The sequence below is a fragment of the Aeribacillus pallidus genome (assembly GCF_050478865.1).
Lineage (GTDB): Bacteria > Bacillota > Bacilli > Bacillales > JACDOC01 > JACDOC01.
On the sequence record NZ_JBCNBW010000040.1, the window covers coordinates 1 to 17,735 of the forward strand.

Genomic DNA, 17,735 nt, shown 5'->3' on the forward strand with positions numbered 1-17,735 from the left:
CATGCCGGGCGCACAAGAAAAAACGCTCGAAGACTTATTCGAGCGTTTTAATCAACCGATTGTTTTAAAAGTCTCATATTCACTCCTCAGCGATATCGAGAATAATCATATCGGTTCCAATCGTACGTACTTGTTTCCATGGAACGCGAATTTCACTACCGTTTCTTTTCATACCAAACCATTTCCCTGTTGGAATGATTAATGCCTCAATTTGCCCTGTCGTCGTATTAATTTCAAAATCTGTTTGACCTAATACACCAAGTCGTTCCGCACGATTTAAATCAACAATCTCTTTACCACTTAATTCACTTAGTCGCAACGGCTGTTCTCCCCTTTATTTGAAGTATCCCGCAGAACCTTTCTGTGCATTTCTAATACATGTATAAGCTGATAAGATGGTTTTAGAAGTTTTTTTTAAAAAAGGCTTTGTTATATTTCATTGTTGATTTTTAGCAAGTTGTTCACACGGCGGCGACTCCAGCGGGAACAAGAAGCCGCAAGACCATACTTGAGCGTAGCGAGGGAAGCGGCTTGCCCGCGGAAAGCGTCCGCCACAAGCGAAATGTATAATTACAACAATATCGTTTAACAAAGCCTAAAAAAAAAGCCGAGCGATAAGCTCGACTTAATTATGATAACGTTGTTGGTAATTGACCATCTGGGCTAATAAGAGCAACAGCAAATTGGTCGGTAAATACCCGTTCGATCACTCGATTCACCGACTCTAGAGATACTCGATCAATCGATTCTACAATTTCATCTAATGTCCGATGTTTTCTTAGCAATAATTCGTTTTTCCCGTTACGACTCATTCGGCTATTCGTACTTTCTAAACTTAACATTAAGCTACCTTTTAGCTGTTCTTTACTATTTTGCAGTTCTTTCGTCGTAATGCCCGTTTCTTTCATTGAGGCTAATGTCGTTTGAATGGTTTCGTATAAAGCATCTAGTTGATTTGCACCCGTTCCTCCGTAAATCGTTAACATCCCGTGATCCAAATAGGAAGTATGGTAGGAAAATACAGAATAGGCTAATCCACGTTGTTCACGTACTTCTTGGAACAATCGTGAGGACATGCTGCCACCTAAAATATTATTTAAAATAATAAAGCTATAAATATCTTTATCCCCTAATGGCAAACCTTCGTAGCCAATACATAAATGGGCTTGTTCGGTGTCTTTTTTACGAGACAGGTGGTTGGAATGGAAAACTGGTTGTTCTTCTTCCTCAGAACGCTTCCCACCTTCATAAGAACCGAACCATTTTTCGACTTCTTTAATAAACGTTTCATCGACATTTCCCGCTACGGAAATAACGACGCGATCCGGAGTGTAATGGTTATGCATATATTCCCGAAGCGTATCTCCTGTAAACGTCATTAATGTTTCTTCTGTTCCTAAAATTGGATAACCTAAAGGATGTTTTTTATATACGGCTTGGCTTAATAAATCATGAACGATGTCATCAGGGGTATCTTCATACATTTTAATTTCTTCTAAAACAACATTTTTTTCTTTCTCCAATTCTTCTTCATCAAACGTGGAATGGAAGAACATATCCGCAAGAACAGATAACGCATAGGAAGCATGGTTATCTAACACTTTCGCATAATAACATGTATATTCTTTGGAGGTGAACGCATTTACTTGCCCTCCAATCGAATCAAACGCCTCTGCTATTTCACGGGCATTTCTTGAAGTCGTCCCTTTAAAAAACATGTGCTCAAGAAAATGGGAAATCCCGTTATTTTTTGGTGTTTCATTTCTCGATCCAGTGCCGACCCATATTCCAATCGCTACGGATCGAACGGTAGGAATTTGTTCGAGAATGATTCTTACTCCATTTTGACACGTATATTTCTTGATCAAAAAAAATTCCTCCTGTCCAACAGTCCAACTTCAAAATAGATTGTCAACTTTAATGAGTGTAGCATGAAAGGGCCATTATTGTACAGAAGCTTCCTGTCGATTCATTATTCTCTTTTCACTTAACAATTCGGAAATGGTTCCTACTTTAAAATTTTTCGTTTTCATCGCTTGGAGTAAAGCATCTAATGCGTCCACAGTCGATTGAGTCGGGTGCATTAATACAATGGCTCCAGGATGAATTTTAGATGTTACCCTTTCAATAATAACGGAAGGGGGTGGTTTTTTCCAATCAACCGTATCGACGCTCCACATAATGGTTTTCATCTTCATTTCATGGGCAATAAGAATCGTTTCTTCTCGAAAACTTCCACTTGGTGGGGCGAACCATTTGACTTCTGTTCCAGTAATTCCTTTAATCAATTCATTTGTTTTTTCTAGTTCTTCCCTGATTTTGACACTTGGTAACCGGCTCATATCGGGGTGAGAATAGGAATGATTTCCTAATTCATGTCCATTTGCAGCAATCGTTTTCGCTAATTCTGGATTATTTTTGACCCATCGTCCTTCTAAGAAAAAGGTGGCAAGCACGTCATGCTTTTTAAAAATTTCCAGCATTTTCGGTATATGTTCGTTTCCCCATGCCACGTTGACGATAAAGCTTACCATCGGCTTATTCGGATTTCCTTTGTAAATAGGCGCTGGTTGTAAATCGTCTAAATGAACTTTGGGCGGGACTTGATGATAGACAAGTAATTGTTCATTAAATTCGTTTTTCTTTTTCATTTTTTTATAGGAAGCTTCAATGTCTACTTTTACACCGTTATACCCAGGTATTAACTTCCATACACGATCGAATACAGCGTCTTCAGGATCAGCTTCATAGTTAGGTGCTCTCTCTTTTATCTGTTGATATAGTGGGGTTTCTTGTTTTGAAACGTGTATCGCCTTATTTTTTAATGTTTCAATATAAGTTGATGTCCATTCATTTTGTACGAGGATAAATGAAAGAATAAAGATCATCCCGTATACGAGCCATCTTTTCACATGTTCCACATCCTTTTTCTTCAATCTATATAAACGCATTTAAAAAGTAAGCGATTCCTACTTACAAAGATATGTATGAAAAGGACAAGGTATACCTGTAAACGTCCGTGATGGCTCAAAGTGCAATCCTTATTTCTTTAATCTAAAGGCTATGTTATATTTTATTGTTGATTTTTAGCAAGTTATTCACACGGCGGTGACACCCGCGGGAACAAGAAGCCAGGCAAGACCATACTTGAGCGTAGCGAGGGGAGCGGCTTGCAGCTTGCCCGCGGAAAGCGTCCGCCACAAGTGTAATGTATAAATCAACAGTATCGATTAACAGATCGAACATAAAAAAGCCAGGGTTTCATTTCCCTGACTTTCTTAGTTTGCTTGTTCTTTTTGTTCTTTAATGGCTGCTCTACGGGATAGGTTGACACGTCCCTGAGCATCAATATCAAGGACTTTTACTAAAATTTCGTCACCAATTTTGACGACGTCCTCGACACGACGGACCCGTTCTTCTGCTAATTCGGAAATATGGACAAGACCATCTTTACCATTAAAGATTTCGACAAATGCTCCGAATTTTTCAATACGTTTTACTTTACCTAAATACATCTGACCAACTTCGACTTCTTTTACGATATCTTCAATAATTTGCTTCGCTTTTTTGTTCATTTCTTCGTTAACGGAAGAAATAAAAATGGTACCATCTTGTTCAATGTCAATTTTTACGCCGGTTTCCTCGATAATTTTGTTAATTTGCTTACCGCTTGGTCCAATGACGTCACGAATTTTTTCTGGATTAATCGTCATCGTTAAAATTTTCGGTGCATATGGAGACAGTTGTTTTCGTGGTTCAGCAATTGTCGTTAACATATGTTCTAAAATTTGCATACGGCCACGTTTCGCTTGTTGCAGGGCTTCTTCTAAAATTTCACGGGAGAGCCCTTTAATTTTAATATCCATTTGTAAAGCCGTAACACCTTTTGCAGTACCGGCTACTTTAAAGTCCATATCACCTAAGAAGTCTTCCATGCCTTGAATGTCGGTTAAAATGGTGTAATGATCACCCGATTTTACAAGACCCATAGCGATCCCAGCAACAGGTGCTTTTATTGGTACACCTGCATCCATCATGGCTAGCGTACTTGCACATATACTTGCTTGCGAAGTAGAACCGTTGGATTCTAATACTTCAGAAACAAGACGAATGGTGTATGGGAATTCTTTTTCATCTGGAATCACAGGCTCTAATGCCCGTTCTCCTAGTGCACCATGACCAATTTCCCGACGGCCTGGTCCTCGCATTGGTCCTGTTTCCCCAACACTAAATGGCGGGAAGTTATAATGATGCATGAACCGTTTCGATTCTTCAATACCAAGTCCATCAAGTATTTGTACATCTCCAAGTGCCCCTAATGTACATACGCTTAAAGCTTGTGTTTGACCGCGCGTAAATAAACCGGAACCATGTGTACGCGGTAGTAAGCCGACTGCAGAAGATAACGGACGAATTTCATCAATTTTACGTCCATCAGGCCGTATTTTCTCTTCAGTAATTAATCGACGAACTTCTTCTTTTACAAGCTTGTCGAGAATTTCTTTTACTTGTTTAATTACTTTTTCGTCGTTTTCTTCGTTTTTCTCAAATTTTTCAACAACTTGATCTTTCACTTGTTGAATTGCTTCTTCACGAGCATGCTTCTCCGCTACTTGAATCGCTTGAAGCATTTCTTGTTCGCACATTTTGCGAACTTGTTTCTCTAATTCCGGATCAATTTCATAAAGCTCCACTTCCATCTTTTCTTTTCCAATTTGATCCGTAATTTGTTGCTGGAATTCAATGAGACGTTTAATTTCTTCATGTCCAAACATGATAGCTTCTAACATATCTTCTTCAGGAACTTCATCTGCTCCTGCTTCGACCATATTGATCGCGTCTTTCGTTCCAGCAACTGTTAAGTGCATATCGCTTTTTTCGAGTTGCTCAATCGTTGGATTGATCACATATTTTCCGTTTACTCGTCCGACAATTACACCCGCAATCGGACCTTCAAACGGAATATCAGACACACAAAGAGCCAATGATGACCCGAACATTGCGGCCATTTCTGGTGAGCAATCTTGATCAACACTCATAACCATACTAACGACTTGAACTTCATTACGGAAACCTTCAGCGAATAACGGACGAATCGGACGGTCGATTAACCGGCTTGTCAGAATCGCCTTTTCACTCGGACGACCTTCCCGTTTAATGAATCCTCCAGGAATTTTTCCAACCGCGTATAAACGCTCTTCGTAGTTAACCGTTAATGGGAAAAAGTCGACATCTTTTGCTTCTTTTGATGCAGTTGCTGTTGATAAGACAACCGTATCACCATAGCGGACTAAAACGGCACCGTTTGCTTGTTTTGCAAGTTGACCGATTTCAACGGTTAACGGTCGTCCAGCCCAATCTATGGAAAAGACATACTTTTCTTGTTCCATACGTGTACTCCTCTCTATTCATTCAGCCATCGAGGAAAGAGTTTTCTCTAACCTCATTACTAATAAAAGTCTATCATTTACACACAAAAAGTGCTATGTATCATTTTCATATGTATTTAATTTCTTTATCCTCATTATCAACCAAATAGGAAAAAAACATTCCCCTTTTGGGGGCAACTATTCTCAAACTAACAAAAAAGCGGGAGAAATCCCGCTTTTGTAAAGACTATCGACGTAAACCAAGTTTGTTGATTAATTCACGGTAGCGTTGAACGTCTTTTTTACGAAGGTAAGTTAAAAGGTTACGACGTCGACCTACCATTTTCATAAGACCACGACGAGAGTGATGGTCTTTTTTATGAACGCGTAAATGTTCGTTCAAATTGTTAATTTCTTCAGTAAGGATAGCAATCTGAACTTCTGGAGAACCAGTATCGTTCTCGTGTGTTTTAAATTGGTTGATGATTTCGTTTTTGCGCTCTTGAGAAATCGCCATCCTATTTCACCTCCTACTATTGATCAATCCCCAGTTACTGAGCAAGCGTCGGTGACTCGACTTGCCAAGCAACGGTTCATTTCATACGTGTTATAGAATACTACTTTTAGAAGAAAAATGCAAGTAAAAACTTAACTTTTTTCGAAATAAGTGATCGCCGCTTTTTTATCCTTTTCGATTTGTCTAATTAATTCATCAATGGATGGAAATTTTTGTTCAGCACGAATGCGTTTGTGCCACTCAACCTGTACTTCTTCCCCATAGATGGAATCTGAAAACTCAAAAATATGAACTTCAATCGATAAGTTCGTTTCATTGGGATTGTTAAACGTCGGTTTATAACCAACATTACATACACCTTCATACCATGTCTCATTGACAAGTAGGCGAACGGCATACACACCCGTCCTAGGAACAATATAGGCATCGATTAATTCAATATTCGCAGTTGGAAAGCCGATTTTACGACCGCGTTTATCACCGTGAATAACCGTCCCTTTTGTTACATAATACCGGCCTAACAATAGGGCCACTTGCTCCATGTTTCCTTCTCTTAAATAATTTCTCGTAAGGGTTGAACTGACTTTTTCGTTCCCTTCAGTTAATTTTTCGACAGTTGTATACGTAAACGCCTGACGGGAATGAAAAGCTAAAGTTTCCATCGTTCCTTTTCCAAGCTTTCCATATGTAAAATCAAAACCAGCAACTACGTGTTGAACGTTTAAATTAATAATGTATTGATCAACAAATTCTTGAGGGTGCAAATTGGCAAACGCGGATGTAAAGCGAACGACAAAAACGTAATCAATCCCCATCTGTTCTAACAATTCAATTTTATCATTTAAAGGAGTAATGTATTGAACGTGCTGGTGTTTATGTCCTAAAACGACAGATGGATGGGGATCAAACGTCATAACAGCACTATTCCAGCCGTTATTATCGGCCATTTCTTTCGCGGTTAAAATCACTTTTTGATGGCCTCTGTGAATTCCATCAAAATACCCTAGCGCCATACATAATGGTGGTAAATCCTTTTTATTGATCGTGTGGGGATGGTGCAATGTGATTACCTTCAAGTTACCTCACCTTTTCTTCATTCATTCCGCAATACTTTCGTTGGCTTAATTAAATACGGTTTGCTAGGATGTAAACGGTACAATGCTAAAGCTCTCCCTTGGTGCATAACAACTACATCCTCTTCGTCATGGGGCCATTGTTTTGGTTTTGATAATACCGAACCGTTAACTACTTTCTTTGCTAATGTATCATTTATTTCAATTTTCGGCAAATGGTATAATCCTTTTTCAATTGAAAAGACGAGGCGATGAATATCTCCTTCTTGAACAAGGTGTTCTAATTGTTCAAGGGTCACACAATGCTCTTTTCGAAAAATGCCGATTGGGTGCGAACTAAGTCCGACATGTGCGCTGGATAGCCTAAACGCTCACCAATCATCACGGCTAGAGTTCGTATATATGTACCTTTACTACAAGACACCCGAAAACGAAACTTTATGGTATCACCTGAGAAACTCATACGCTCATCCAATAACTCTAGGTCATAAATCGTCACTGTTCGTGTCGGGCGTTCTACTTCCTTTCCTTCCCGGGCATATTCATACAATCGTTTTCCGTTCACTTTGACCGCCGAATACATCGGAGGTGTTTGCTGAATGTTTCCTTTTAACGAACGTAAAACTTCCTCTATTTCGTCTCTTGTAAGGATGCGTTCGATCCGTTTTTGGTCAACTACTTTACCAGAGGCATCTTCCGTCGTTGTTGAGAAACCTAACGTTACTTCTCCAACATATTCTTTTCCTGCGTTTGTAATATACTCTGCGATTTTCGTAGCTCTACCTAAACAAATAGGTAACACTCCAGTTACATCTGGATCAAGCGTACCTGTATGACCGACTTTTTTCATTTTTAATAATTTGCGAACACGATAGACAACATCGTGTGACGTAAGTCCTTTTTCTTTCCAAATCGGTAAAATTCCTTCCAAGGAAACTCACCTCTTTTCTACTCCATATGATTTTAAACGTTAGGCTATGTTATATTTCATAGTTGATTTTAACAAGTTGTTCACGGCGGCCACTCAGCGGGAACAAGAAGCCGCAAGACCATACTTGAGCGTAGCGAGGGAAGCGGCTTGCAGCTTGCCCGCGGAAAGCGTCCGCCACAAACGAAATGTATAAATATCAACAATATCATTTAAAAGAACCAAACGTAAAAAGAATCGGGGGAGTCCCCCGATTATTGTTATTCCGATTCTTTTTGAATTTCTTTTAACAATGTTTCGATGCGGTTTCCGTAATCTATGGATTCGTCAAATTCAAAAATAATTTCTGGGGTTTTTCGTAAACGAATTCGTTGTCCGATTTCGGAGCGGATAAAACCTTTCGCTTTAGCAAGCCCCTTTAGCGTATTTTCCTTTTGTTGATCGTCACCTAACACGGTAATGTACACTTTCGCTTGTTGTAAATCACCAGTCAATCGTACGTCTGTGACTGTAACAAAACCAATACGAGGGTCTTTAATTTTACGACCAAGAATGTCGCTTAATTCTTTTTTCATTTGTTCTGCTACTCGATTGGCTCGTAACGTCATATCCTTCACCCCTTTAAAGCCATTCATAACTCGTTGATGTCCGTTCCCATTCCGGAAAGGAATCTAAAAATGATAAGGCTTTTTCTATTTCATGTTCAGCCGTTTGCTTGGATGAAGCAACAGTAACAATAGCTATTTTTGTCCGTTGCCAAACATCTTGATAGTTGATTTCTGCGACTGAAACATTTCTTTTTTGTTTGAGCCGTGTCAACGTACGTTGAAGCACGGCTCGTTTTTCTTTTAAGGAGTGGGCATTATATATTAGAAATTCACATTCCACATACCCAATCATTAACGTTCAACTTCTTCCATAATGAACGCTTCTATAATATCTCCTTCTTTAATATCGTTAAAGTTCTTAATTGTAATACCACATTCGTAACCTTGAGATACTTCGCGAACGTCGTCTTTGTAACGTTTTAACGTATCGATCTCACCTTCGAACACAACAACACCGTCGCGGATGAGGCGAATACCACTGTCACGTGTAATTTTTCCTTCCGTCACATAGCTTCCAGCAATCGTTCCAATTCGAGAAACTTTAAATGTTTGACGAACTTCTGCTTGACCGATTACTTTCTCTTCATACTCTGGGTCAAGCATACCTTTCATCGCAGATTCAATTTCTTCAATGACTTTATAGATGATGCGATGGAGACGAATATCTACCTTTTCAGCCTCAGCAGCACGTTTCGCATTAGCATCTGGACGTACGTTGAATCCGATAATAATCGCATTAGATGCAGCAGCTAACGTAATGTCGGACTCATTAATGGCACCGACGGCCGTATGGATAATTTTAATGTTAACCCCTTCTACTTCAATCTTTTGAAGAGCAGCAGCTAACGCTTCCACCGAACCTTGTACGTCTGCTTTAATAATGACATTCAATTCTTTCATTTCGCCTTGTTTCATTTGTTCAAACAATGTATCAAGACTTACGCGTGTTTTTTCATTACGTTGTGCCTGTATAGCTATTTGAGCCCGAGCTTCCCCAACTTGACGAGCAGTTTTTTCGTCATCGAATACAACGAAGCGATCGCCTGCTTGTGGAACTTCGTTTAATCCGGTAATTTCTACAGGCGTGGATGGGCCTGCTTCTTTGACGCGACGTCCCAAATCGTTCACCATTGCCCGTACGCGACCAAATGTATTTCCTACTACGATTGGATCTCCTACGCGTAATGTACCGTTTTGTACGAGTAATGTTGCAACTGGACCCCGACCTTTGTCAAGCTGTGCTTCAATTACCGTACCAAGTGCATTTCGGTTTGGATTTGCTTTTAATTCTTCCACCTCACTAACGAGGAGAATCATTTCTAGTAGGTTATCTATTCCTTCCCCTTTTAATGCGGAAATAGGAACGAAAATGGTGTCTCCGCCCCAATCTTCAGGTACCAAACCATGTTCCGTTAATTCTTGCATAACGCGATCTGGGTTGGCTGTTGGTTTATCCATTTTGTTAACTGCAACAATAATTGGTACGTTTGCTGCTTTCGCGTGGTTGATCGCTTCAATCGTTTGTGGCATTACGCCATCGTCAGCTGCGACAACAAGGACCGTAATGTCTGTAACTTGAGCACCACGTGCACGCATGGTTGTGAATGCTGCGTGCCCAGGTGTATCTAGGAACGTAATCTTCTTGCCATTAACCACAACTTGATACGCACCAATATGTTGAGTGATACCACCTGCTTCTCCTTCGGTTACTTTTGTGTTACGGATGGAGTCTAATAGCGTTGTTTTCCCGTGGTCAACATGCCCCATAATCGTTACAACAGGTGGACGTTCTTCTAATTGGTCTTCTTCATCTGGTGTAAAGTACACTTCTAGATCTGTAATATCAACACTTTCTTGTTTTTCGACTTCTACACCATATTCACTTGCAATTAATTCAATGGCATCTTCTTCAAGCACTTGGTTAATAGTAGCAATTACACCTAACATAAACAGCTTCTTAATAATTTCAGACGGCTCTCGATGAAGTTTTTTCGCCAGTTCAGCTACGGTTAAGGAGTCTGTATACGTAATTTTAGATGGAAGTTCTTTTTCTTTCTTCGGCTGAGAAGCTTGTTTTTGGTGGTTTTGCTTGTTGTTGTGATGATTCTTGTTTTTCTTTTTATTTTTACCGTTTTTATTAAACGCTTTTTTCTCTTTCGATTGATATTCTTGGTCGTGCTTTTTTCCTTCGCGATTTTTTGGAGCAGATTTTACTTTTACTTTTATCGGTGTTACATCATCATCTTCAAAGTTGTCTGTTTTAGAAGGCTTTGGTTGTTCTTTTCCGTTCGCTGGTTTCGAAGGACGAGCTGGTTTTTCTTTTTTTGGTTGAAACGATGCGTTAAGTTTTTGAACCGTTTCCTCATCAATTGTTGCCATATGATTAGATACATCTATATTCATTTCTTTTAATTTGGAAATAACGTCCTTACTAGAAATTTTATTTTGTTTTGCATATTCATAAACTCGTATTTTACTCATACGTTCACCCCCACGTTTTTTCATCGAGCAACATCTCTAATTTTTTGGCAAATCCTTCATCGACAACTGCTACAACTACGCGGGCTTCTTTCCCGATTGCTTGACCAAGCATATACCGATCGGGTACCCGCCTAAGCGGTACTCCATAATAAGTTGTCTTATCTTCTATTTTCTTTGCTGTATTTGAAGAAGCATCATTGGCTAGAAGAACCAATTTGGCTTTATTTGCCTTCACTTCTTTAATGACCAATTCTTCACCAGAGATGATTTTGCGCGCCCGATTGGCCAATCCTAATAATTGAAACCATCTTTGTTGTTTCATTCGGTTTTCAATTTCTCCTTCTCCACAATTGTAAGTAATTCTTCATAGATTTGTTCAGGAATGGCCACATCTAAATGTCTTGATAAAATGTTTTTCTTTTTTGCCAGTAAAATAGCTTCACGGTTTTTTGAAAGGTACGCTCCACGTCCTGATTTTTTACCTGTTAAATCAACAGATACTTCACCTTCTTTGGAGCGAACGATTCGAATCATTTCTTTTTTTGGTTTCATTTCGCCAGTTGCCACGCACTTTCGCATCGGAATTTTTTTTCGACTGCTCATACATATCACCTCTTACTCGATTTCTTCTGTATCAAAATCGAATGTTTCGAGTGTAACATCGTCAGCCTCTGATGCTTGTTCACGTGGATAAATACCTAATTCACGAGCGTCTGATTCGCTTTTAATATCAATTTTCCAACCGGTTAGTTTTGCCGCAAGACGGGCGTTTTGACCCCGTTTACCAATTGCTAATGATAATTGGTAATCTGGTACAACTACCGTCGTCGCTTTTTCTTCTTCGTTCACCATCACATCTAACACTTTGGAAGGGCTTAATGCGTTAGCAACAAATTCAACCGGATCCTCAGACCATTGAACGATATCGATTTTTTCTCCTTTTAATTCGTTGACAATCGTTTGTACGCGTGCCCCTTTAGGTCCAACGCAAGCACCGACCGGATCCACTTCAGGGTTTTCGCTATAGACAGAGATTTTAGAGCGATCGCCAGCTTCACGGGCAACGGACTTAATTTCTACAGTTCCGTCAAAAATTTCTGGGACTTCAAGTTCAAATAATCGTTTCAGTAATCCTGGATGGGTCCGTGATACGAAAATTTGTGGACCTTTCGTCGTTTTTTCAACTTTCGTAATGTACACTTTAATTCGATCATGTGGCTTATACGTTTCGTTTGGCATTTGTTCACTCACTGGTAAAAGTGCTTCCACTTTTCCTAAGCTGACATAGATGAAGCGGGAATCTTGACGTTGAACGATACCGGTCATAATATCTTCTTCGCGGTCAATAAATTCAGAATAAATAATGCCTCTTTCAGCTTCTCGAACCCGTTGAGTGACGACTTGTTTCGCGGTTTGTGCAGCTACACGGCCAAAATCTCTTGGAGTCACTTCAATCTCTACAATGTCTCCAATATCATAGGCAGGATTAATCTTTTGTGCTTCCTCAAGCGAAATTTCTAAACGAGAGTCGCTTACTTCCTCCACCACTTCTTTTCTAGCAAACACACGTACTGAGCCCTTTTCAGCACTTAAATCAATACGAACATTTTGCGCTTGATTAAAATTTCGTTTATACGCTGTAATGAGAGCAGCTTCTAGGGCTTCAATTATCACTTCACTTGAAATTCCTTTTTCTTTTGCCAAATTGGTAAGAGCATCCATTATTTCAGAGCTCATTGTTTTTCCCCCTTTTTTCTACAAAACGATAATTTGCTTATGAAAATGAAACGGCTAGTCGAGCTTTAGCCACTTTCTCCATCGGGATTGTGATTTCCTTTTTACGCGTTTTAATTTTCACTTCCATTTTCAACGTTTCGCCATCAAAATTGAGGAGCACGCCCTCAAAAACTTTTTCACCATCAATCGGTTCATATGTTTTTACGTGAACGTACTTACCAACAGCTTTGTAAAAATCTTTTTCTTTTTTGAGTGGTCGTTCAGCACCCGGTGATGACACTTCTAAAAAGTAGTTATGTGGAATGGGATCGATTTCATCCAACTTTTCTCCTAGACGTTCGCTCACTACTCCACATTCTTCAATATCAACACCCGTATCTTTATCAATGAACACGCGGAGGAACCAGTTTTTCCCCTCTTTTACGTATTCAACGTCCACTAGTTCTAGGTCCATCTCTTCTAAAATGGGAGCTACGAGCTGTTCCACTACTTCCGTTACTTTGCTCATACATACCTCCTACACGGTAAACAGTTGATTTGCTGACAATACGAAAGAGTGGGTTTCCCCACTCTTTTAGCTGACAGAGTTATCAATAGTATTTCCAACACCAATATACCATAATCGTCCATGTTTTGCAAACGAAGGCTCAGTTCCATTAAAACAACGATAATTGATTTTGGTCTGGTAACGAATCTAAGCAACCATGCTTTTCTAAATACTCAATGATTGTTTTTGACACACGCCCGCGTTGTTGTAAGTCTTCTTTTGACAAGAATTCCCCTTCTTCTCTTGCTTTCACAATATTAATTGCTGCATTCGTTCCAAGTCCAGGAATGGAATTAAATGGCGGGATGAGGGAATCCCCATCAATAAGAAATTCGGTCGCACTTGAACGGTACAAGTCTACCCGTTGGAAGCGAAAGCCACGTTCACACATTTCTAAAGCTAATTCAAGAACTGTTAATAAACTTTTTTCTTTCGGACTAGCGTCTAATCCTTTTTCATTAATTTCCATAATTCGTGCTCGGATTGCTTGTGAACCTTTTACCATGGTGTCAATATCAAAATCCTCCGCACGAACAGTAAAGTAAGATGCATAGTATAGCAGTGGATGATGAACTTTAAAATACGCGATCCGTACCGCCATAAGGACGTACGCAGCGGCGTGAGCTTTCGGGAACATGTATTTAATTTTCTTACATGATTCAATATACCATTCCGGAACGTTATGCTTACGCATTTCTTCTTCCATTTCCGGTTGAAGCCCTCGTCCTTTACGAACGGACTCCATAATTTTAAACGCTAACGATGGTTCTAGTCCTTGATAGATCAGATATACCATAATATCGTCACGACAACCAATTACTTCACTAAGCGTACACGTTCCGTCTTGAATCAGCTCTTGAGCGTTACCGAGCCATACGTCCGTTCCGTGTGATAATCCTGAAATTTGGACAAGCTCGGAGAACGTCGTTGGTTTCGTTTCTTCCAACATTTGTCGAACAAAGCGGGTTCCGAACTCTGGAATACCAAGCGTTCCTGTTTTACACATAATTTGTTCTTCCGTAACCCCTAACGATTCGGTGCCACTGAAAATTTTCATTACTTCAGGGTCATCCGTCGGAATCGTTTTCGGATCGATTCCACTTAAATCTTGCAACATACGAATAACCGTCGGATCATCGTGCCCAAGAATATCGAGCTTTAATAAGTTATCGTGAATCGAATGGAAGTCGAAATGGGTTGTACGCCACTCTGACGTATTATCATCGGCTGGATATTGGATCGGTGAAAAATCGTAAATATCCATATAATCTGGTACAACGATAATTCCACCTGGATGCTGACCTGTTGTCCGTTTAACCCCCGTACATCCTTTTGATAAACGGTCAATTTCCGCCCCGCGTAATTGCAAATTATTTTCTTGTGCATAAGCTTTAACGTAACCGTATGCGGTTTTATCGGCGACAGTACCGATGGTCCCCGCGCGATAGACATTGTCTTCCCCGAATAACACCTTAGTATAATTGTGAGCTCGAGGTTGGTATTCACCTGAGAAGTTCAAGTCGATATCAGGAACTTTGTCCCCTTTAAAGCCTAGGAATGTTTCGAAAGGAATGTCATGCCCATCCTTTTTATATTTTGCTCCACATTGTGGACAGTTTTTATCTGGTAAATCGAATCCCGAACCAACAGAACCGTCATTGAAAAACTCGGAATGTTTACAGTTTGGACAGACATAGTGTGGTGGTAATGGGTTCACTTCCGTAATCTCGGTCATGGTTGCCACAAATGAAGACCCTACCGAACCGCGAGAACCAACAAGATATCCGTCATCTAGCGATTTTTTTACAAGTTTATGAGAAATTAAATAAATGACGGCAAACCCGTGTCCGATAATACTATTCAATTCTTTTTCTAACCGGGCTTCAACAATTTCAGGTAACGGATCCCCGTATATACTTTTCGCACGTTCATAACTCATGCGGCGAATCTCTTCGTCAGCACCTTCTATTTTTGGCGTGTACAAATCGTCTTTGATTGGTTTAATGACGTCAATCATGTCTGCAATTTTGTTCGTATTGGTAACCACAATTTCTTTTGCTTTTTCTTGACCTAGGAACGAAAAAGCATCTAACATTTCATTCGTTGTCCGGAAATGGACATCCGGTAATTGGTGTCGGTTAAGAGGGTTTGCTCCCCCTTGGGAACTGACTAAAATTTTTCGATAAATTTTATCTGTTGGATGTAGGTAATGAACGTTACCTGTGGCGACAACTGGAATATGAAGCTCATCACCGAGCTGCACGATGTTACGAATGATTTCTTCTAGTTGTTGCTCATCTTTTACCAGTTCCATTTCGATTAATGGGGCGTAAACTTCTTTTGGATGAACTTCTAAATAATCGTAAAAGCGGGCAATGTCAACGACTTCTTCTGGTGCTTTTTGCATCATTGCCTCAAAGACTTCCCCTTTATCGCATCCAGAGCCAACAATAATTCCTTCCCGATGCTTTTGAAGAACGGACCTTGGAATTCTTGGTACACGGTAAAAGTAGTTAATATGAGCGTATGAAACGAGTTTAAATAAATTTTTCAACCCAACTTCATTTTTAGCAAGCAAGATACAATGGAATGGACGGGCGCGTTTATAGGCGTCACCTTTACCCATGTATTTATTAAAGTCATCATGGTATTGAATTCCTTTTTCTTTTGCATCTTTTAACATTTTAATAAGCAAATAGCCCGTTGCCTCCGCATCGTAAATCGCCCGGTGGTGTTGGGTTAATTCGACATCAAATTTTTTCGCCAATGTATTGAGTCGGTGATTTTTTAATTCAGGATATAAAAAGCGGGCAAGTTCCAATGTATCGATTACTGGGTTTGTCGCTTTACCGAGACCAATGTTTTGATAGCCGACATTTAAAAAGCCCATGTCAAAGGAAGCGTTATGTGCTACTAAAATCGCATCGCCTGTCCATTCATAGAAACGGTGTAGCACTTCTTCCACGTCTGGCGCATCTTTCACCATATCGTCGGTAATACCGGTTAATTCAATGGTCGTTGCAGACAATGGCTGGTGCGGATTCGCAAACGATTCAAATCGGTCGACAATTTCTCCGTTTCGAACTTTGACGGCAGCTAATTCAATAATCGTGTCATATACCGCACTTAAACCGGTCGTTTCAACGTCGAAAACGACAAACGTATCTTCAGCGAGCAACCGATGTTGGTCATTATAGGCAATCGGAACCCCATCATCGACAAGGTTTGCTTCTACCCCATACAACACTTTCATATCGTGTTTTTTACTTGCGCTATACGCTTCTGGAAATGATTGCACCACCGCATGATCGGTAACGGCAATTGCCCGATGTCCCCATTTTTTGGCTTGGGCAATTAAATCACTTACAGAAGTAACTGCATCCATTTGGCTCATCGGTGTGTGCAAATGTAGTTCCACGCGTTTTTCTCCTTCTGGAGCGGTGTCCTCTCGTTCAACCGGTTTCACTTCATTAATATCGTTGGCAATCATCACTAAATCACGGACAAAGGTGTCGTTTTGCACACTACCGCGAACCCGTAGCCACATCCCTTTTTTCACTTTATTTAACAACGCTGCGTCCTCTTTATCCCGAGAGAACATTTTCACTAAAATGGAATCGGTATAGTCGGTAATCTTAAATGTTAATAATGTTCGACCGCTTCGCAATTCTTTCGTTTCTGCTTCAAACACATATCCTTCAATCGCAATGCGTCGTTCTTCATCAACAATCTCTTCTAATTTCTTGAATTCACTATCATCTTTAATGGTGTAACCAATCATCAGAGGTCCATGATCTTCTTGTGCTTCATCCTTCGCATCTTTTTGTGCTGTCTCTCGTTTTTGCATTTCAAGTAAAGCTTGTTTCGCCCGTTCTTCGTCTTCTTTTCTCTTCTGTTCTAAAAACTGGTGATATTCTTCCGATGGTTCTGTTGAAACAATTTCTGTTTGTATCGATAATCGAGGGAAGCCTACTTTTTCAAAAACCGATAGAATCATCGAGCTATATTTATTTTTAATTTGCATTCCCTCTAATTCGTTGTTGACGTTAACAATGACTTTTTGACCTTGCAACGTTGGATATTGCTCGTTTAACAAAGTTAAGATGGGCGGTGAAATTCCATCAAGTTGTTGAACACAATATTTCCAATAATCGTGTACTAATTGTTCCGTTACTTCAGGGTGTAAAACATTGATCGTCATATCGATGGATGCAATGTGGGAAAAGCTTTTCGTTAACTGCTGATATAATTGTTGCCATACCCGAAACGGTAAGATCTGTTGAAAAGAAAAATAAAAGTGCCATTTTTTTCGCTGTTTCGAAACAGATAATTTTTCAATAAGTGCTTGTTGAAAATACGGCATATAATCGTCATCGGTTAATCCGATTTGTTGGAGCAATATTTGAAATCGTTCTTTTTTTCCGGCGGGATTTTCGTTCATACTTTCCTCTCCCATCCAATAAATCTTTTTTTCT

Annotated in this window: 14 protein-coding genes and 1 pseudogene; all 15 read right to left on the reverse strand. The window is 39.8% G+C overall.

Going from position 1 to position 17,735, the window contains the following annotated elements; all coding sequences use genetic code 11:
* Positions 1-79: 79 nt before the first annotated feature.
* The gene (locus ABES52_RS09870; protein ID WP_429650992.1) at positions 80-319 is read right to left on the reverse strand and encodes a YlmC/YmxH family sporulation protein; all 240 of its coding nucleotides are present in this window, start codon (positions 317-319) and stop codon (positions 80-82) included.
* Positions 320-629: 310 nt separating this feature from the next.
* The gene (locus ABES52_RS09875) at positions 630-1,868 is read right to left on the reverse strand and encodes a M16 family metallopeptidase (protein WP_429650993.1); all 1,239 of its coding nucleotides are present in this window, start codon (positions 1,866-1,868) and stop codon (positions 630-632) included.
* Between the two features lie 75 nt (positions 1,869-1,943).
* The gene (locus ABES52_RS09880; RefSeq protein ID WP_429650994.1) at positions 1,944-2,912 is read right to left on the reverse strand and encodes a polysaccharide deacetylase family protein; all 969 of its coding nucleotides are present in this window, start codon (positions 2,910-2,912) and stop codon (positions 1,944-1,946) included.
* Positions 2,913-3,278: 366 nt separating this feature from the next.
* The gene (gene pnp, locus ABES52_RS09885; protein ID WP_429650995.1) at positions 3,279-5,390 is read right to left on the reverse strand and encodes a polyribonucleotide nucleotidyltransferase; all 2,112 of its coding nucleotides are present in this window, start codon (positions 5,388-5,390) and stop codon (positions 3,279-3,281) included.
* Between the two features lie 226 nt (positions 5,391-5,616).
* The gene (gene rpsO / locus ABES52_RS09890) at positions 5,617-5,886 is read right to left on the reverse strand and encodes a 30S ribosomal protein S15 (RefSeq protein WP_429650996.1); all 270 of its coding nucleotides are present in this window, start codon (positions 5,884-5,886) and stop codon (positions 5,617-5,619) included.
* 131 nt (positions 5,887-6,017) lie between these two features.
* Positions 6,018-6,962: a bifunctional riboflavin kinase/FAD synthetase gene (gene ribF, locus ABES52_RS09895; RefSeq protein WP_429650997.1), complete on the reverse strand. Its 945-nt coding sequence runs from the start codon at positions 6,960-6,962 to the stop codon at positions 6,018-6,020.
* A gap of 17 nt (positions 6,963-6,979) precedes the next feature.
* Positions 6,980-7,890: pseudogene (truB, locus tag ABES52_RS09900) on the reverse strand (tRNA pseudouridine(55) synthase TruB).
* Between the two features lie 257 nt (positions 7,891-8,147).
* A complete protein-coding gene (rbfA, locus tag ABES52_RS09905; protein ID WP_429650998.1) occupies positions 8,148-8,495 on the reverse strand; it encodes a 30S ribosome-binding factor RbfA in 348 nt (115 codons plus the stop codon).
* Positions 8,496-8,508: 13 nt separating this feature from the next.
* Positions 8,509-8,787 carry a DUF503 domain-containing protein gene (locus tag ABES52_RS09910; protein ID WP_429650999.1) on the reverse strand — a complete coding sequence of 93 codons (279 nt, stop codon included), beginning with the start codon at positions 8,785-8,787 and terminating at the stop codon, positions 8,509-8,511.
* Positions 8,787-10,976 carry a translation initiation factor IF-2 gene (gene infB / locus ABES52_RS09915; RefSeq protein WP_429651000.1) on the reverse strand — a complete coding sequence of 730 codons (2,190 nt, stop codon included), beginning with the start codon at positions 10,974-10,976 and terminating at the stop codon, positions 8,787-8,789. Before infB ends, ABES52_RS09910 begins: the two co-directional genes overlap by 1 nt.
* Before the next feature lie 4 nt (positions 10,977-10,980).
* The gene (locus tag ABES52_RS09920) at positions 10,981-11,298 is read right to left on the reverse strand and encodes a YlxQ family RNA-binding protein (RefSeq protein ID WP_429651001.1); all 318 of its coding nucleotides are present in this window, start codon (positions 11,296-11,298) and stop codon (positions 10,981-10,983) included.
* Positions 11,295-11,579 carry an RNase P modulator RnpM gene (gene rnpM, locus ABES52_RS09925; protein WP_429651002.1) on the reverse strand — a complete coding sequence of 95 codons (285 nt, stop codon included), beginning with the start codon at positions 11,577-11,579 and terminating at the stop codon, positions 11,295-11,297. The genes ABES52_RS09920 and rnpM overlap by 4 nt, the downstream gene beginning before the upstream one ends.
* A 12-nt stretch (positions 11,580-11,591) precedes the next feature.
* Positions 11,592-12,713 carry a transcription termination factor NusA gene (gene nusA / locus ABES52_RS09930; RefSeq protein ID WP_429651003.1) on the reverse strand — a complete coding sequence of 374 codons (1,122 nt, stop codon included), beginning with the start codon at positions 12,711-12,713 and terminating at the stop codon, positions 11,592-11,594.
* Positions 12,714-12,750: 37 nt separating this feature from the next.
* The gene (gene rimP / locus ABES52_RS09935) at positions 12,751-13,221 is read right to left on the reverse strand and encodes a ribosome maturation factor RimP (protein ID WP_429651004.1); all 471 of its coding nucleotides are present in this window, start codon (positions 13,219-13,221) and stop codon (positions 12,751-12,753) included.
* A 148-nt stretch (positions 13,222-13,369) separates the two neighbouring features.
* A complete protein-coding gene (locus tag ABES52_RS09940; RefSeq protein WP_429651005.1) occupies positions 13,370-17,701 on the reverse strand; it encodes a PolC-type DNA polymerase III in 4,332 nt (1,443 codons plus the stop codon).
* Positions 17,702-17,735 lie beyond the last annotated feature (34 nt).

What these genes read in the sequence shown, in the direction of transcription:
- rbfA (WP_429650998.1), bottom strand. Translation starts at nt 8,495, where the DNA reads ATGACGTTACGAGCCAATCGAGTAGCAGAACAAATGAAAAAAGAATTA.
- rimP (WP_429651004.1), bottom strand. Translation starts at nt 13,221, where the DNA reads ATGAGCAAAGTAACGGAAGTAGTGGAACAGCTCGTAGCTCCCATTTTA.
- rpsO (WP_429650996.1), bottom strand. Translation starts at nt 5,886, where the DNA reads ATGGCGATTTCTCAAGAGCGCAAAAACGAAATCATCAACCAATTTAAA.
- pnp (WP_429650995.1), bottom strand. Translation starts at nt 5,390, where the DNA reads ATGGAACAAGAAAAGTATGTCTTTTCCATAGATTGGGCTGGACGACCG.
- ABES52_RS09920 (WP_429651001.1), bottom strand. Translation starts at nt 11,298, where the DNA reads ATGAAACAACAAAGATGGTTTCAATTATTAGGATTGGCCAATCGGGCG.
- nusA (WP_429651003.1), bottom strand. Translation starts at nt 12,713, where the DNA reads ATGAGCTCTGAAATAATGGATGCTCTTACCAATTTGGCAAAAGAAAAA.
- ABES52_RS09940 (WP_429651005.1), bottom strand. Translation starts at nt 17,701, where the DNA reads ATGAACGAAAATCCCGCCGGAAAAAAAGAACGATTTCAAATATTGCTC.
- rnpM (WP_429651002.1), bottom strand. Translation starts at nt 11,579, where the DNA reads ATGAGCAGTCGAAAAAAAATTCCGATGCGAAAGTGCGTGGCAACTGGC.
- infB (WP_429651000.1), bottom strand. Translation starts at nt 10,976, where the DNA reads ATGAGTAAAATACGAGTTTATGAATATGCAAAACAAAATAAAATTTCT.
- ABES52_RS09910 (WP_429650999.1), bottom strand. Translation starts at nt 8,787, where the DNA reads ATGATTGGGTATGTGGAATGTGAATTTCTAATATATAATGCCCACTCC.